16 protein-coding genes are annotated in these 15773 nt (G+C 36.0%); 12 read left to right on the forward strand and 4 right to left on the reverse strand.

From position 1 onward, the window contains the following. Nucleotides 1-84 precede the first annotated feature (84 nt). Nucleotides 85-1692: a CTP synthase gene (locus IW16_RS21230; protein ID WP_034749349.1), complete on the reverse strand. Its 1608-nt coding sequence runs from the start codon at nucleotides 1690-1692 to the stop codon at nucleotides 85-87. Nucleotides 1693-1844: 152 nt separating this feature from the next. Between IW16_RS21230 and IW16_RS21235 the strand changes: the two genes are divergently transcribed. The 6 genes from IW16_RS21235 (at nucleotide 1845) to IW16_RS21260 (ending at nucleotide 8233) form a co-directional block, all read left to right on the forward strand. Continuing rightward, entirely contained in the window at nucleotides 1845-2447 is a 603-nt protein-coding gene (locus tag IW16_RS21235) for a CDP-alcohol phosphatidyltransferase family protein (protein WP_034749353.1), read from the forward strand. After that, a complete protein-coding gene (locus IW16_RS21240) occupies nucleotides 2437-3240 on the forward strand; it encodes a phosphatidate cytidylyltransferase (RefSeq protein WP_034749356.1) in 804 nt (267 codons plus the stop codon). The genes IW16_RS21235 and IW16_RS21240 overlap by 11 nt, the downstream gene beginning before the upstream one ends. 1 nt (nucleotide 3241) lies before the next feature. After that, nucleotides 3242-4282, forward strand: a complete 1041-nt coding sequence (locus IW16_RS21245; RefSeq protein ID WP_034749358.1) for a patatin-like phospholipase family protein — start codon at nucleotides 3242-3244, stop codon at nucleotides 4280-4282. Between the two features lie 214 nt (nucleotides 4283-4496). Further along, nucleotides 4497-5258 carry an SDR family NAD(P)-dependent oxidoreductase gene (locus IW16_RS21250; RefSeq protein ID WP_034749360.1) on the forward strand — a complete coding sequence of 254 codons (762 nt, stop codon included), beginning with the start codon at nucleotides 4497-4499 and terminating at the stop codon, nucleotides 5256-5258. Between the two features lie 41 nt (nucleotides 5259-5299). Beyond that, nucleotides 5300-6535, forward strand: a complete 1236-nt coding sequence (locus tag IW16_RS21255; RefSeq protein ID WP_165572013.1) for a phosphatase PAP2/dual specificity phosphatase family protein — start codon at nucleotides 5300-5302, stop codon at nucleotides 6533-6535. A 3-nt stretch (nucleotides 6536-6538) separates the two neighbouring features. After that, nucleotides 6539-8233 (forward strand): bifunctional alpha/beta hydrolase/class I SAM-dependent methyltransferase, encoded by a 1695-nt coding sequence (locus IW16_RS21260; RefSeq protein WP_034749362.1) that lies wholly within the window; start codon nucleotides 6539-6541, stop codon nucleotides 8231-8233. Between the two features lie 96 nt (nucleotides 8234-8329). Here the strand turns inward: IW16_RS21260 and IW16_RS21265 are convergent, their stop codons facing one another. Continuing rightward, complete coding sequence (locus tag IW16_RS21265) at nucleotides 8330-8899, reverse strand: YceI family protein (RefSeq protein ID WP_034749364.1); 570 nt, start codon at nucleotides 8897-8899, stop codon at nucleotides 8330-8332. Nucleotides 8900-8972: 73 nt separating this feature from the next. Next, on the reverse strand, nucleotides 8973-9383 hold the full coding sequence (locus IW16_RS21270) for a hypothetical protein (RefSeq protein WP_034749366.1): 411 nt from the start codon (nucleotides 9381-9383) through the stop codon (nucleotides 8973-8975). Between the two features lie 55 nt (nucleotides 9384-9438). Between IW16_RS21270 and radA the strand changes: the two genes are divergently transcribed. The 5 genes from radA (at nucleotide 9439) to IW16_RS21295 (ending at nucleotide 13956) form a co-directional block, all read left to right on the forward strand. Then, entirely contained in the window at nucleotides 9439-10788 is a 1350-nt protein-coding gene (radA, locus tag IW16_RS21275; RefSeq protein ID WP_034749368.1) for a DNA repair protein RadA, read from the forward strand. Nucleotides 10789-10799: 11 nt separating this feature from the next. Next, on the forward strand, nucleotides 10800-11915 hold the full coding sequence (locus IW16_RS21280; protein WP_034749371.1) for a helix-turn-helix domain-containing protein: 1116 nt from the start codon (nucleotides 10800-10802) through the stop codon (nucleotides 11913-11915). Between the two features lie 75 nt (nucleotides 11916-11990). After that, nucleotides 11991-12659 (forward strand): class I SAM-dependent methyltransferase, encoded by a 669-nt coding sequence (locus tag IW16_RS21285; RefSeq protein WP_034749374.1) that lies wholly within the window; start codon nucleotides 11991-11993, stop codon nucleotides 12657-12659. Then, nucleotides 12656-13363: a VanW family protein gene (locus tag IW16_RS21290; protein WP_034749379.1), complete on the forward strand. Its 708-nt coding sequence runs from the start codon at nucleotides 12656-12658 to the stop codon at nucleotides 13361-13363. Before IW16_RS21285 ends, IW16_RS21290 begins: the two co-directional genes overlap by 4 nt. Further along, nucleotides 13360-13956 carry an acyl carrier protein phosphodiesterase gene (locus IW16_RS21295; protein ID WP_034749382.1) on the forward strand — a complete coding sequence of 199 codons (597 nt, stop codon included), beginning with the start codon at nucleotides 13360-13362 and terminating at the stop codon, nucleotides 13954-13956. Before IW16_RS21290 ends, IW16_RS21295 begins: the two co-directional genes overlap by 4 nt. Before the next feature lie 623 nt (nucleotides 13957-14579). Here IW16_RS21295 and IW16_RS21300 read toward each other — a convergent pair. After that, nucleotides 14580-15080 carry a DUF6702 family protein gene (locus tag IW16_RS21300; RefSeq protein ID WP_034749763.1) on the reverse strand — a complete coding sequence of 167 codons (501 nt, stop codon included), beginning with the start codon at nucleotides 15078-15080 and terminating at the stop codon, nucleotides 14580-14582. 69 nt (nucleotides 15081-15149) lie between these two features. On the opposite strand from IW16_RS21300, the gene IW16_RS21305 reads away from it, so the two are divergent. After that, nucleotides 15150-15728, forward strand: coding sequence for a HupE/UreJ family protein (locus tag IW16_RS21305; protein ID WP_034749386.1), 579 nt, complete (start codon nucleotides 15150-15152; stop codon nucleotides 15726-15728). Nucleotides 15729-15773 lie beyond the last annotated feature (45 nt).

Below are 15773 nucleotides of genomic sequence, written 5' to 3' on the forward strand. Positions count from 1 at the left end.
CATTACTATGTTACTATATAATAAACTCAAGCTGAGAAGAATCAGCTTGAGTTTATGTTAAGACGTTTATCGTATACAATTACCTTATTTCTTTTCGCAAGCCTTGATAAAAGCTCTGAAAAGCGGATGAGGTGTTGCTACTGTACTTTTATATTCAGGGTGATACTGCACTCCTACATAGAACGGATGATCAGTAAGCTCAAGAGCTTCTACCAGCCCTGTTTCAGGATTGGTACCCGTTGCAAGGAAACCATTCTTTTCAAATTCCTGAAGATAATCACTGTTAAATTCATAACGGTGACGGTGTCTTTCTGAAATATTTTTGGAACCGTAGATATCGTATAACCTGGAACCATTTTTTAATGAACATTTCCATGCTCCAAGACGCATTGTACCTCCTTTATCTACTACATTTTTCTGTTCTTCCATGATAGAAATTACAGGATCAGGTGTAGAAGTATCAAATTCCATTGAGTTGGCTTTTGAATGACCAAGAACATTTCTTGCAAATTCAACGGTCATAATCTGCATTCCCAAACAAATTCCCAACATAGGAACTTTATTCTCTCTTGCATATTGAGCAGTAAGAACTTTACCTTCAATACCTCTATCGCCAAAACCTGGAGCAATAAGGATTCCGTCTACACCATTTAAGGTTTCATTAATATTTTCAGCAGTGATATCTCCACTGTACACCCATCTTACTTTCACTTCAGTTTCCAGACTTGCACCTGCATGTTTGAAAGCTTCAGCAATAGAAATATAAGAATCCTGTAGAGAAATATATTTTCCTACTAAGGCAATTTCTACAGTTCTTTTAGGGTTTTTGAATTTTTTAAGGAAAGTTTTCCAATCTTTAAGATCAGCTTCTTTATCATTTTTCAGATCTAATTCTTTTAAAACTACATCATCAAAGTTTTGTTTCTGAAGATACATTGGAACTTCATAGATCGTTTCCAAATCTTTACATTCAATCACATTATCAAGAGAAACATTACAGAATTGAGCTAATTTCGCTCTCTGATCTTTTGGAATATTATGTTCTGTTCTGCAAACCAAAACATCTGCCATAATTCCACTTTCCATCAATTGACGAACGGAATGCTGAGAAGGTTTTGTTTTCAACTCACCGCTTGAAGCCAGATAAGGCAATAATGTAAGGTGAATGACCATAGAATTTTTCTCACCAAGCTCCCATTTCAGCTGACGTACTGTTTCAATGTATGGAAGAGATTCAATATCCCCTACCGTTCCGCCAATCTCAGTAATGATGATATCGTAGTTCTGCTTGGAAAGCATTTTGATTCTTCTTTTGATCTCGTTGGTGATATGAGGAATTACCTGAACTGTCTTTCCTAAGAAATCTCCTTTTCTTTCTTTTTCGATAACTGTTTGGTAGATCTTCCCGGTAGTAACGTTGTTGTTTTGGGAAGTAGGAGCATCAAGATAACGCTCGTAGTGACCTAAATCCAGATCCGTTTCTGCACCATCTTCGGTTACATAGCATTCTCCGTGTTCATATGGATTCAGTGTTCCCGGGTCGATGTTGATATAAGGATCCAGTTTTTGGATCGTTACATTAAAACCGCGTGATTTTAATAAAAGCCCCAGAGAAGCAGACACGATTCCTTTTCCCAAAGATGAAGTTACACCTCCTGTCACAAAGATGTACTTTGTATTCTTTTTACTCATTAGATTAGGTTTGTGCAAAGTTATGGGAAAAAGAGACACAAAGCAATTTTTTAAATTTTGAAAATGCGAAAACCCTCCTCTATCAATTATAAATTCTGCTAAAAAAAAATATCTATATTTGATATACACAATGCCCAAAAGCTATATCCATCATGATTTCCGTCTATAAATTAAAACCAAAATTTCAGCAGCTTCTTACCCCGGTCTTATTATTCCTGCATAAGAATCACATTACAGCCAATCAGATTACGGTAAGTTCTATACTGCTTTCTGTTGTAATCGGAGTATTATTCTGGAATGCGGATGAGTCCAGATGGTTCTTCCTGAGTCTTCCAATCGGGCTTTTGCTCAGGATGGCTCTGAATGCATTAGATGGAATGATGGCCAGAAAATTTAATCAGACCAGCAAGTTAGGAGAAGTTTTAAATGAAGTAGGTGATATCGTCTCCGATGTGATTATCTTTTTTCCGCTGCTGAAATTCCAGCCGGAAAGTCTATACCTCATCATCATATTCATTGTACTTAGTATCATCAATGAATTTGCAGGTTTGATCGGAAAGGCCATTGGAAAAGAACGCCGCTATGATGGTCCAATGGGGAAAAGTGACCGTGCCCTGATTCTGGGAGTTTATGGACTGGCTGTGTTTTTTGGCGCGGATATTTCAGGAATATCAAAGTATATTTTTGGTCTTCTTATTATTCTACTGATAATCAGTACGTATATCAGATTAAAGAAATCACTGCATGAAGCCTGAAGAAAATAAATTTGCTGATGTTCCACTAAGGGTAAAAACATGGATTTATATCATCATTGTTTTTGCACTCGGAATCTCTCACCCTATTGCCATGAAACTTTTCGTTTCATGGATCAGCTTTCAGTGCTTTTTTGAATTTTTAAGCTTATATAAAATACATTCAAATCGTATCATTCCATCACTATTTGTTGGAACTGCACAGTTTTTACTGTTCTACTTTTTCACTTGTGAAAACTACTTCCTTTACAGTGCTGCTTTGGCAGTTATTGTCCTGCTGTATTTTCTTCTTTTAAAAACAAATATAAAAAAGCTTTACGGGGTTCTCATAGCTTTAATGGTTTGTCTCCTTGCTTTCCCCCATCTACTATTCGTAAGAGAAACAGTCTCAGGATTGAATGCTATCATTTTTTTGGTCGTTGTAACTGAACTTAACGATGTTTTTCAATATTTAATGGGCAAGTTTTTTGGAAAACATAAGATCACACCAAAAATAAGTCCCAATAAAACCCTCGAAGGATTTATCGGTGGCGTTTTTCTTACCGTTATTTTAAGCAATATCTTAGGGTTGTTCTTATTACAGGCTGACATCCTCATAAATACTATTGTAGGAGTTATCTTGGGGGTTTCAGGTTTCTTTGGCGATGTTTTTATGTCATATCTGAAAAGAAAAGGAGCTGTAAAAGATACGGGAGCATTGCTACCCGGACATGGTGGCCTTCTGGACAGAATGGACAGCCTGATTTTCAATGCACCTATTTTTTTCTGGATTTTGACTCTTCTTATAACAAGGTAATATGATGAGTGAAAAATTTAAAAAAGCAATTTTGTTTTCGGGAGGAGGAACCAGGCTCATGATCTACCTCGGAATATTCGCCGCTCTGGAAGAACTGGAAATGAAACCAGATATCATCATTGCTTCATGCGGGGGAGCATTTGCCGCAACCGTGATCAACTCTTTCTCAGACAACATATCCCGAAAGGAATACCTGAAATCAGAAGAATATTTCAAATTTGTGTCGGGCACTGTTTTGACACCATATAAAAAGCTTTCTCAAATAGGCGTTCTGTCTTTAAAAAAGATTCTCAACAAGAGAAACGCTCCTTTCATTGAAGATGTTTTCAGCAAATACCTCGTAGAAATGCCCCAAGATCTGTCCAAGGTTTTTCCATCTTTAAAAAACACTCAGTTTTCACAAATAATTCCCACCGTAATTATCGGTTCCGAAATACTTTTTGACCCACAGGAAACTGAACAGAAAAGAAAGGACAGAAAACTTTACCGGAAAATTATTATCACAGACTCAACAACGGCAGAAAAAATTAATCCCGGGCAAATCACCATCAAATCTAAAAATTTAATGAACAGTGCTGTTGAAAATCGACCGTTAATAAAAACCGACCTTTCTTTGCTTGAAAGTACCCGAATTTCTGTTTCCGATATGTTTTACGTAGAACCTTTTTTTCTTAAGGGGAAATATTTCGCCGGCGGAGCCATTGATCTTATCCCTATAGAACTGGCCCAGCACCTTGCTGATGAAATCATTATTGAAAAAAAACAGTATTACAGTCCGGTTGAAGAAGCTTTTGTCCGCGCTGTGCTGGGTTTTAGCGGAAATGAAAGACTTGCAGAAATTGAAAAACTATCACCGGATTTCCAGATTGACACAACTCATATTAAACGGGATTTAAAAGGTCATTATCTAAAAAAAGGAATCAACTGGAAAAAATTTGAGATTGATTTTTCTTTTCCTAATGACCATCAACAATTTGCAGAAGATATGGAAATGCAATGGCAGTATGGATTTAATCAGACCATCAAATCTATCCGTGGATAATTTTGCATGTTGAAATATGTTTTGGCCAAAGCCAGATGTATTTTTATTTTGATTAAACGGGCTAAAGCCCGCTTCTATTGATATCTTCAAAACTATGGTCTTTCTAATCACTGAAGCATTCCAAAACTTTTATACCTTTTGTGAGTGATAAAAACTTAGCCAACTTTCAGTTTTAAAATCTATTTTTACATAAAATTCAAATTACAACCATCTCATGAATATTTTTATAGCAGGCGGAACTTCCGGTATTGGCTATGCTCTTGCCCGGCATTATCTTGATAAAGGATATTATGTAGGAATATGTGGAAGAAATCCGGGAAAGGTTTCTGCCAACAGCTTTAAAAATTTAAAAGCATTCCAGGCGGACGTTTGCGATTTGGATTCTATTGGCTCTGCAGTGCAATCCTTTCTAAAACATGGAAAAAATCTTGATATTTTCATCAATTGTACAGGTAGCTATGCCGAAGATGTAGCCGGAAAAATTTCCTATGAGGAAGCCGAAGAAATGCTTCAAACCAATATTTTGGGAACAGTCAATTGTTTTGAAATCGCCCGGAAAGCAATGAAAGGACAGAAAAAAGGACATATAGCTGTCATAGCTTCTGTTTCCGGAATTTTAGATTACGAAAATTCAAGCCTCTATACCAAAACAAAGCGTTCTGTTATTCAGATTGGTGACGCGTACCGTCGTGCCCTGAAACCCTTTGGAATATCTGTAACAACAATTGCCCCAGGCTATGTAGATACTCTGAAATTAAGACAGCTTAACAATAATGATCTCAGCAAAAAACCATTTCTTACGGATGTTGAAAAAGCGGTAGCAATTATTGTTGCAGCCATAGAAATGCAGAAAAAATTCGTTATTTTCCCAACTAAGATGAAGTGGATGATGAGATCACTCTCTTTACTGCCTTCGTTTTTATTAAATATGATCATGTTCAGGAAAGCCAAATGGATGAAAGACGACCGACCTTAAAACAGCAAATTACAGCTTTTATAATCTGTGCAACTGTATTCATGACTGTTTACAACTTTGCAGCATGGTATACTTCAAGGGCCGGAAAAGTCCCGTCTTTTGTATTTGATTTTGAAAAATACATCCCGTTTCTCCCATGGAGCATTATTCCGTATATGACAAGCGGGATTTTTTTCTGTTCTGTGTTTTTCATGTGTAAAGATGATGAACAGCTTAAAGTTTTGACCAGAAGAATGCTTTTCATTACTATAACAGCGGGGCTATCCTTTATTATATTTCCACTGCAGTTTTCTCTGGTAAAACCAATAACCAACAATTCTGTTCTCGGTTACTCTTTTGAATTTTTAAAAACATTTGATTCACCTTTTAATCAGGCTCCTTCACTGCATATCGCTTATGCTTTTGTATTCTGGACTGTTTTCAGAAATTTTAGAAAAATAGGGAACTTTATAATGTTATGGCTTATTTTACTTGGTATTTCAACACTGACAACTTACCAACACCATTTCATTGATATCCTCTCAGGAACTGTCTTGGCTCATATCAGCTTTATCATCTTTCCTTACCGTAAAAATGATTTCCAGCACAGAAATTTTCAGGTTGCCAATGTTTATTTTCTATTGGGCTGGATCCAGATATCGGCGGCACTTCTTTTGGATAAGTCTTCCGATCATCTATCGCTGTTTTTGCTTTGGCCGGCTCTAATGTCAATAATCATTGGATATCACTATCAAAAGAACAATGTCCATTTCTTAAAAGATATAGAAGGAAATATTTCTTTACCACGTAAAATTTTTTATTCACCATATCTGATGGTCTACCGGATTTTCTGGAAATTTTTGAGAAAGAATAAAATACCGCTGGAAATTGCCCCGCGTATCTATATTTCATCAAGACCCAGTTCCGAAGATCAACATTATTTTGATAGTGGCAGTCCTATTTTCGTGTATGACCTTTCAGCAGAAATTGAGGAAACTTTAAACGTAAAAAATCGTACTTTTTATCATTCAGTCCCTTTTCTGGATATTGGAACTTTTGACAATACCGAAACCAAAAAACTGATCGCCGAGATCACAGAGAAGTACAAAACGCTTCCGATAGATGGAAAAATTCTCATTCACTGTACGATGGGCTTTACAAGAAGCTCTGTTATAGGTATTTTAATAATGAAAAATATTCTATCTTTACCCATAGAGGAAGCAGCAGAAATGATGAAAAGCATCAATAAAAATGCGGTGATCCATCCTTATGTGAAGGATTTTTTGAAAAAAAATTAAACTATGAACAGCGGACATTTTAAAAGTTTTGACGGGAGTACTATTTTTTTCCGTGAATGGAATTATCAGCCTCAACAGAAAAGCATCATCGTGATCCACCGTGGACACGAACATTCAGAACGACTGAATGATATTGCGCAATCAACACAATTTTCGAAATATAATATTTTCGCTTTTGACCTCCGGGGCCACGGGCATACAGAAACAGCAACCTCTTCCATCTTCATGGATTATGTTAGAGATCTGAATTCTTTTTCGAAATTTTTGGGATTAAAATACGACGTGAAAATTTCAGATATTTTTGTTTTGGCTAACAGTATCGGAGGTGTTGTAGCTTCGGCCTGGGTTCATGATTTCGCACCTGACATCGCAGGAATGGCTCTTTTAGCGCCTGCTTTTAAAATTAATCTTATTGTTCCGTTCGCTAATGAAATGATCACTCTGGGAACAAAACTCAAAAAAGGACTGATCATCAAGAGTTATGTAAAATCTACAATGCTGACTCATGACCCGGAACAGCAGAAAGCTTATGATACTGACCCACTGATCACCAGATCAATAGACGCTGAGCTTCTTATAGATCTCGCAAAAGCAGGAAAACGTCTGGTAGAAGATGCTGAAGCTATTGATACTCCTGCTTTGATTCTGGCTGCAGAAAAAGATCATGTTGTTTTCAATAAGGAACAAAAAATATTTTATGACAAACTTGATACAGATTTAAAGAAATATGAAGTACTATCCGGCTTTTTTCATGGAATTCTGTTTGACACAGGAAAGGAAAAGGTGTACGATAAGATTGTAGATTTTGCCGAAAAATGTTTTGGCAGAACGCATAAAACAGCTTCTCTTCATACCGATCGATTTTCGGTGAAAGAATATGAAGACCTCCAGAATAATATCGGGAACAATTTTAATTTTAAACTTCAGAAATTTTCACTGAATAACATTGGAAAAATAAGCAATGGAATGGCTATCGGCCTGAAATATGGCTTTGATTCCGGTGCTTCACTTCATTATGTTTATCAGAACCAACCCAAGGGGAAATTAGGTTTTGGGAAAATGATGGATAAGAACTATCTCAATGCGATAGGCTGGAAAGGAATCCGCATCCGTAAAGAGCATCTGATTGCACTTTTGGAAGAGAACATCCAGAAACTAAAAAAGGAAGGCCGAAAAATAAAGATCCTGGATATTGCAGGTGGAACGGGTAATTATTTATTTGATATTAAAGAAAAACATCCCGATTCTGAGATTGTCATCAATGAATTTGTCAAGGCTAATATTGAGATCGGAGAAAAAGTAATCAGAGAAAAAAATTATCAGAACATCCGTTTTACGAATTTTGACTGCTTTGATCCTGAAACCTACAAAAAATTAGATTTCGAACCTAATATTACTATTATTTCAGGGATTCTTGAACTGTTTGGAGATAATGAAATGGCAGCTCAAGCGGTTAAAGGTGCAATTTCTATTTCTGAAAAAAAATCTTTTATTGTGTACACTGGACAGCCATGGCACCCGCAGCTAAAGATGATTGCCTATGTTCTGAATAATCATCAGAATAAAGACTGGATCATGAGAAGGCGTTCTCAGAAAGAACTCGACAGGGTCATGAAATACAGTGGCGTTCAGAAGGAAAATATGCTCATTGATGATTATGGTATTTTCACAGTTTCTTCGGGCGGAATTAATTCTTAGATCAAAAAGAGATACGCCTACAGCAGGTTGTGTAAAAATAAAAAAGGTTTTTCAATCACTTGAAAAACCTTTTTAACTTATATGATTACCTATAAACTATTCTTTTACCATTTCGAAAAATAAACTTACTTCGACATCTTTGGCTACTCCTGCACCTGTTGGGTCATATTTAATTCCATAATCCAAACGGTTAACAGTAAATTTCGTCTGGAAGCCCATTACTTCTTTTCCCTGTTGGTTTTTAGCAACACCACCAAATGTTACCGGTACTGTAATTTCTTTTGTGGTCTCTTTAATTTTCAGTTCTCCTTTCAAAAGATAAGTGTTATTCTTATCCTTTGTGATAGAAGTACTGTTAAAAGTCATAGCCGGATATTTTTCAGCATCAAAAAAATCAGCACTTTTAAGGTGTTTGTCACGCATCTCCACGCCGGTATTGATTGAGTTTACTCCTACTTCAAAATTCAGACTGGCATTATCTAAATTAGCCCCCTGCGTACTTACTTTTCCTTTAAATACATCAAAACGTCCCTGAACGAAATTGATTCCCATATGCTTGATATTAAAGTTAACAGACGAATGCATAGGATCTACTGCCCATATACTCTGAGCAAAAGCTGTTACACTAACCAATACCAATAAGAAAGATAAAAATACTTTTTTCATTGTACTATATTTTTGATTGTTTTTTAATTAAAGTAAAGATAGAACATAAAGATACACCCACGATTGATGTATGTTAGTTTTTAACTTTAGATAAAATTATTCTGGAATAAATTACATCAAAAAGACACATTGCGATAAAAACACCTATTGAATTTATATATAACAGTAAATTTGTAAGATGAACATCTGTTGTCTCCACAAAATAGGTAAAAGGATTGGTCCCGGACAGCAAGAGCATCAACAGGTAAAGGACTTCAAACAAAACAGCAATTTTCCATATGGCATCATAGCTCTTCCTGAATAATAGTATCGTTACCCATGCAATCACCGTAATAATCAGACATGCTACGATAATAGAGGCTGAAAGCATTCCAAACTGAACTCCGGACTGTGTAAAGAATTTCCCGGTCCAATCAGCAAGCTGAGCATTGAGAAGACTCATTACAATCAATAAAGCCAGACTTTTTAGGATCATATTTTTCATAGCCGAAAATTAATTAAAATTCCAAAAGGACACTCATTTTTTTTAACTTCGCAGTATGGCAAAACTGAAAACAGCATATTTCTGTCAAAACTGCGGAACCCAATATTCCCAATGGATGGGACAGTGCAAGAACTGTGGGGAATGGAATACCCTCGTGGAGGAAGTGGTGGAAAAAACCTCATCTAAAACTCCACCTTTTTCAAAAACAAAACAACACGTTATCAATATTATTGAAGTTGAAACCGTTGAAGAACCGAGAATAAAAACACCTTCTGAAGAACTGAACCGTGTTCTAGGAGGCGGTATTGTATTAGGTTCTGTAACATTGATTGGTGGTGAACCCGGAATCGGAAAATCAACCCTGCTGCTTCAGCTGGCTTTAAAAATGAAGAAAAAAATCTTCTATGTTTCCGGTGAGGAAAGTGCTTCTCAGATTAAAATGAGAGCAGACAGATTAACTGACGTGCAGAACCCAAACTGCTTTCTTTATACTGAAACATCGCTGGAAAAGATCCTTCATGAAGCTAAAAAACTGGAACCTGATTTCATTATTATTGATTCTATCCAAACTTTACAGTCTCAATTGATTGAAAGTTCTCCAGGAACCGTTTCACAAATCAGAGAATGCTCTAATGAAATCATTAAGTATGCTAAAGAAAATAACGTTCCCGTTTTCCTGGTCGGGCATATTACCAAAGACGGGCAGATCGCAGGTCCTAAGGTTCTGGAACACATGGTAGACGTTGTTTTAAATTTTGACGGCGACAGAAACCATCTCTTCAGATTACTGAGAGCCAATAAAAACCGTTTCGGATCCACTTCTGAAATTGGAATCTACGAAATGGTTTCCCAGGGATTAAAAGAGATCAGAAATCCTTCCGAGATTCTTATCACCAAGAAATTTGAAGAACTTTCCGGAAACTCAGTCGCAGTCACTCTGGAAGGGAACCGTCCTATGCTGATTGAGATTCAGGCACTGGTAAGTACGGCGGTATATGGTACTCCCCAAAGAAGTTCCACAGGATTCGATGCCAAAAGACTGAATATGCTTCTGGCTGTTCTTGAAAAGAGGGCGGGATTCCAGCTTGGTGCAAAAGATGTCTTTTTAAATATTACCGGAGGAATCAAAACGGATGACCCTGCATTGGATCTTGCCGTAGTAGCCTCTATTCTTTCTTCCAATGAGGACATTGCCATTTCCGAGCACTTCTGTTTTGCTGGAGAAATCGGATTAAGTGGAGAAATCCGTCCCATAGCGCAGGTAGAACAGAGAATTACTGAGGCCGAAAAATTAGGATATGAAAAAATATTTGTCTCCAACCTCAACAAGATCCCAAAAAGAAAATTTGGAATTAAGATTGAGGAAGTGAGTAAAATTGAAGATTTCCACGAAAGGATCTTTTAAAACCATTCAGTATGCAGCTTGAAAATATTCAAAAGTTTGTTCTTGTCCTTCTTTACGGGGGTCTGACCTTGCTTTCATTTACCGTATTGGTCAATCCGATGAAGGTCAACAGAAGAGCTAACTTCTTTTTCGGGCTGTTTCTATTGCTGTGGTCCAGCTACTGGATTTTGAATGTCCTGCAATTTTGCGGTCTTTCTCCGGGACCGTTATTTACTTCCGCAGTTTATTCCATACAGATATTCACTCCTGTTCTGTTATTTTTCAGTGTCGTGTTTTTCATTAATCCCGATTACTGTTTTAAAAAGAGGGATCTCGTCTGTCTTATTGTTCCGGCGATCTACTGGATTCTGCTATTCAATTCTGAAAATCATCCAATCATCTACAATGCGGTACTGCTTATAGATGTCGCTCATAATCTTCCTTATATAGCTTTGATTTATTTTAAGATCAGAAGGCATCAGAAAAGAATTGAAACCATTTCATCCAATACAGAACATATTGATTTGCAATGGCTGATCAAACTGAGTTTTCTTCTTTTTGTTACGATCATCATAACGGTCGGATACGAACTGTTTAATGCTTTTGTTTATAAGATGCACCAGCACCTGGTCATGGATCTCTTATTTTTATTTATTGTCTACAGCACTTTATATTATATACTCCGGCAAAAAGAGATCTATCCCGTAGATAAAAAACAGCGTGATGAGCTGCTGTCTATCGAACGGGAAAGCGAGGAAGAAGAAATTGAAAGAAAAAAACTGATTCCGGACCACGAACTTGAAGGTTTGAAATTAAGGTTAAGTGCTTTAATGGAAACGGAACAACCTTATCTGGATGGGGATCTTAATTTGCTGAAACTTTCGGATCTGGTTAAGATCAATGGCCATCAGCTTTCTTATCTTCTCAATAATGGGTTTAATGAGAACTTCTTTTATTTTGTGAATAAATACAGAATAGAACACGCTAAAAAAATGCTTACCGATAGTTCTTACAAAAAATGGTCTATCGTAGGCATTGCATTTGAATCAGGCTTTAATTCCAAAACTGCTTTTAATACTATTTTCAAAAAAATGACTGGTATGACTCCCTCAGAATTTAAAAAGGAACAGGAGCAATCATTGAAGTAGTTATAGAAATTGGAATACCTATTGAGAAATTGAGTAAGATTAGATTAAATTAATTTTACTAAAGAATTTTAAATAATGAAAAACAGTATCCATGAATATTACGATCATCTTGCAGAAAACTACGAAGAAAACCGTTTCGGAAACTCTTATGGAAAATATATAGACAGGCAGGAGAATGTATTTTTAGATTCTTTTTTCAAAAATAAAAACTATTCAAAAATTCTGGATTTGGGATGCGGAACCGGAAGACTGCTTAAGTTTGCGACTCACGGTGTTGATTTCAGTGAAAAAATGCTCAGCATCGCAAAAGAAAAAAATGCAGAAAAGATCACAGCTGTTGGCGAGATTTCAAAAATTCCGTTTGAAATAGAATTTGACTGTATATTCTGTTTTCATGTGATCATGCATCAGACGAAGGAGGAAACAACAAAATTCCTTGGTGAGTGCTTTCGGAAATTGGATCATCATGGGATTTTAATTTTTGATTATCCTACAAAAGCCCGGAGAAAAACGGTTTCACCTCAGCAAGACTGGCATGCAGGAAATACTTTTACTGCTAAAGAAATCTCACTTTTATCCAATGAAAAATGGAACACCAAAAGTACTACAGGTATTTTACTGTTTCCCATCCACAGGCTTCCCAAGAGCTTAAGAAAATTTTTTCTTCCTCTTGATATTCTGCTCTGCCGTACTTTTCTGAAAAAGTATGCTTCTTATCAAATCGTAGTATTGGAAAAAAGATGAAACTGATATTAAAAAAAATTCTGCCAGATCCCCTGAAACTGCACATAAAATTGATACAGCGATATTTTGATGAGCTTCAGTCCCGTTACCGTTATCCGGATCAATATGATACAGGCAGAATTGGTGAGCATATCATTGATCTCACTCAGATTATCAAAAAGGGAGAATTCAGTGAAAATAAAATTCATAATTTAAAAGTCGTCAGTGATAAAATTCATAATCTCATTATTCAACCCGGCGAAGTTTTTTCTTTCTGGAAATTAATAGGAAAACCAACCGAAAAGAACAATTTTAAAGAAGGCCGGAATCTTATTAAAAACAATATCTCGACCGGAGCCGGAGGCGGAATCTGCCAGTTTTCATCTATCCTGTATTATACAGCCTTGCAGGCAGGATTGAAGATTATAGAAAGATATCCTCATTCTGTAGATATTTACCAGGAACATGAGCGTTTTACGCCATTGGGTTCTGACTGTACAGTAGTGTATGGTTATAAAGACCTGCAAATCCAAAACATATTGTCATACCCCATCCAGTTTCAAAGCTTAGTCAGCAATGACGAACTTCGGCTTAGTTTGGTTTCTCCGGAAAAGATCCATTTAAATGCTATTCATTTTAAATATACAGAAGAGGAAAAAGGAGTTTGGGTAGAGACCTTTGCAGATGGCCGGTTTTTGTATAAAAATTTTTATATTCGTTTATGAATTATTTAGCCCATTCTTTTCTTACATTTTCGGACGGACAGATTGTAGGACAGTTTCTTGAAGATTTTATCCGGAACAAGGACCGTTATTCTTTCCCGAAAGATATTCAGGATGGTATTACGATGCACAGGGCTGTCGATACATTCACAGATTCTCACCCCGCTATTCATGAGGCCAAAAAAGTGTTCTCTCCTCTGGTAAGATTGTATGCCGGTGCTTTTGTTGATGTTGCGATGGATTATTTTGTAGCTACGGATTTTAGCCTACACTCTCTGGCTGAATGGAAATCTCATTCACTGAGAGTTTACAGAGTTCTCAACGAGCATAAAGAATGGCTTCCTGAAAATTTCAAAATGATGCTCGCTAAAATGGAAGCAGACGACTGGTTGTATAATTACCGCGAAGACCGGGGTATAAAATTCAGTATGCGGAATGTACTCAATAAAGCCAAATATCTTGAGGCAGACATTCCGGTCTTTGAAGCCTTTCTGGAAAACAAGCCTTTTCTTCAGGAATGCTATGACGATTTCTTTCCTGATCTCCTTGATCATGCAAAGGGCATCAATGCAATGATCCAAATGGATAATAAATAAAAAAACACCTACAGGGAACGTAAGTGCTCTTTAACAATTTGTGTTGTTAGAATCAATATCTCATTGTCGCGGACTTATTAAGCTGTGCCTATATTAATTTGGCAAAATATCCCGGTTAAGCCACATTTACCGTCTTGTTCCTTATAATCAGAGTTATTATTTTACTTAGTAGCGATTCCTTTAAGACCTAATATCATCCACAGATCGTTTGTACTAATACCTACCTAGTCAATACCGATAATCATATATCCGAAAAGTCGGCAAGGAATAACTGTTTTATTTCTTCTCATTATTTGTGATCTCTCCATCATCAGAATAATTATAATTATAATTTTAATAAAAATTTTACTTTAATAAATCATTAAATTAAAATTAACTACCCTTAACTAGACCTACACAAATATAATTTATTTCAAACAAAAAACAAATATTATAAAGGTTAATTAACTAAATAATATTTACACATATATTATTCATAACAAAACGATCAAATCATTAACGACTAATTATTAAAAATAATTTTAAAAGAGATACAATATAAAATTATTAATCAATCTTAAGTGATTTAATATTTGTATGAAAAATGGTATAATACCTAAAAGAAAACACTGAAAAAATAACTGTTAAAACTGGCGGTACAGGTAACGGTTGGGATAAGTGAGTTTTTCACTTTGCCGTTGACCGTTGACAATCATGTGAACAATATTGATCTGATCATCGAAAAGGTTGTACAAAAAGCTAACCGCTGCTTCCAATTTTTTAGGAGCAGCTACTGTTTCCGATTCAAGGAAAACATTTACAGATTCGCTATCCTCTTCATAACCCACATAATTTATTTTTAAAAATCTGCCGTCTGACTTCAGTTTAAAATACTCTGCACAGTATTTTTCTAAAGCCTCATTAAGCCTGGCTTTATATTTATCATCATTAAAATGGAAGGCACCTCCGTACTTTTTAGACAGACCGTTTTCCAGGTCATCAAGAAAAAACCTTCCCGTAACTTCAAAAGATTTGGATTTGGAATTATAATTAATTTCTACAGAACCTACATGATAAGGATGTTTCGCTTTTGAAAAAGAGAATAAAAAAAATACAGGAAGCAGAAACAGCCATAAATTTTTCATAAGTTCGGACATTTAAAATTTGTTCGAAATTAATCATTATTTTCGTACGCATTATATTTTTACGTTATGATGCAGGATTTTCTATTCTATTTAAACCTTGGCTGGGAACATATTATTTCTCTGGATGCATTAGACCATCAGCTTTTTGTGCTGGCTCTGATCGCAGTATATTCTTATACTGACTGGAAAAAGATTCTGATCCTTGTCACAGCGTTCACAATCGGGCATTCCATTACACTTGCTTTAAGTATTCTCGATGTTTTCAGAGTTCCTTCTGCCTGGGTAGAGTTTCTGATTCCGCTGACTATTGTTCTCACTTCTCTGGACAATATTTTAATGAAAAACAAAAAGCAGACTCTTATGCGGGCCAATTATTATCTCGCGTTGATTTTCGGGCTTATCCACGGAATGGGCTTTGCAAATACTGCCAGGGTTATGATTGCTAAAAGCCAGAGTATTGCTGTTCCTTTATTAGGGTTCAATATTGGATTGGAATTGGGGCAGATCGTTATTGTGCTGGCTATTCTTATCCTTTTATTCATCCTGTTAAGTGTTTTTAAAGTCAATAAAAAAGACTGGATTCTTTTTGTATCCTCAGGAGTCTTTGCATTATCCTTAAAAATGGCTTTAGAAAAAATTCCTTTTTAACTTTGAAACATTTTTAATTTTTCAGCTACTTATTATTATCTTTGA

It is taken from the genome of Chryseobacterium vrystaatense (assembly GCF_000737765.1).
GTDB classification, from domain to species: domain Bacteria; phylum Bacteroidota; class Bacteroidia; order Flavobacteriales; family Weeksellaceae; genus Chryseobacterium; species Chryseobacterium vrystaatense.

Bases quoted from the DNA above. Each gene is read 5' to 3' on its own strand.
- IW16_RS21230 (WP_034749349.1), bottom strand. From the start codon at position 1,692: ATGAGTAAAAAGAATACAAAGTACATCTTTGTGACAGGAGGTGTAACT.
- IW16_RS21235 (WP_034749353.1), top strand. From the start codon at position 1,845: ATGATTTCCGTCTATAAATTAAAACCAAAATTTCAGCAGCTTCTTACC.
- IW16_RS21240 (WP_034749356.1), top strand. From the start codon at position 2,437: ATGAAGCCTGAAGAAAATAAATTTGCTGATGTTCCACTAAGGGTAAAA.
- IW16_RS21245 (WP_034749358.1), top strand. From the start codon at position 3,242: ATGATGAGTGAAAAATTTAAAAAAGCAATTTTGTTTTCGGGAGGAGGA.
- IW16_RS21250 (WP_034749360.1), top strand. From the start codon at position 4,497: ATGAATATTTTTATAGCAGGCGGAACTTCCGGTATTGGCTATGCTCTT.
- IW16_RS21255 (WP_165572013.1), top strand. From the start codon at position 5,300: ATGACTGTTTACAACTTTGCAGCATGGTATACTTCAAGGGCCGGAAAA.
- IW16_RS21260 (WP_034749362.1), top strand. From the start codon at position 6,539: ATGAACAGCGGACATTTTAAAAGTTTTGACGGGAGTACTATTTTTTTC.
- IW16_RS21265 (WP_034749364.1), bottom strand. From the start codon at position 8,899: ATGAAAAAAGTATTTTTATCTTTCTTATTGGTATTGGTTAGTGTAACA.
- IW16_RS21270 (WP_034749366.1), bottom strand. From the start codon at position 9,383: ATGAAAAATATGATCCTAAAAAGTCTGGCTTTATTGATTGTAATGAGT.
- radA (WP_034749368.1), top strand. From the start codon at position 9,439: ATGGCAAAACTGAAAACAGCATATTTCTGTCAAAACTGCGGAACCCAA.
- IW16_RS21280 (WP_034749371.1), top strand. From the start codon at position 10,800: ATGCAGCTTGAAAATATTCAAAAGTTTGTTCTTGTCCTTCTTTACGGG.
- IW16_RS21285 (WP_034749374.1), top strand. From the start codon at position 11,991: ATGAAAAACAGTATCCATGAATATTACGATCATCTTGCAGAAAACTAC.
- IW16_RS21290 (WP_034749379.1), top strand. From the start codon at position 12,656: ATGAAACTGATATTAAAAAAAATTCTGCCAGATCCCCTGAAACTGCAC.
- IW16_RS21295 (WP_034749382.1), top strand. From the start codon at position 13,360: ATGAATTATTTAGCCCATTCTTTTCTTACATTTTCGGACGGACAGATT.
- IW16_RS21300 (WP_034749763.1), bottom strand. From the start codon at position 15,080: ATGAAAAATTTATGGCTGTTTCTGCTTCCTGTATTTTTTTTATTCTCT.
- IW16_RS21305 (WP_034749386.1), top strand. From the start codon at position 15,150: ATGCAGGATTTTCTATTCTATTTAAACCTTGGCTGGGAACATATTATT.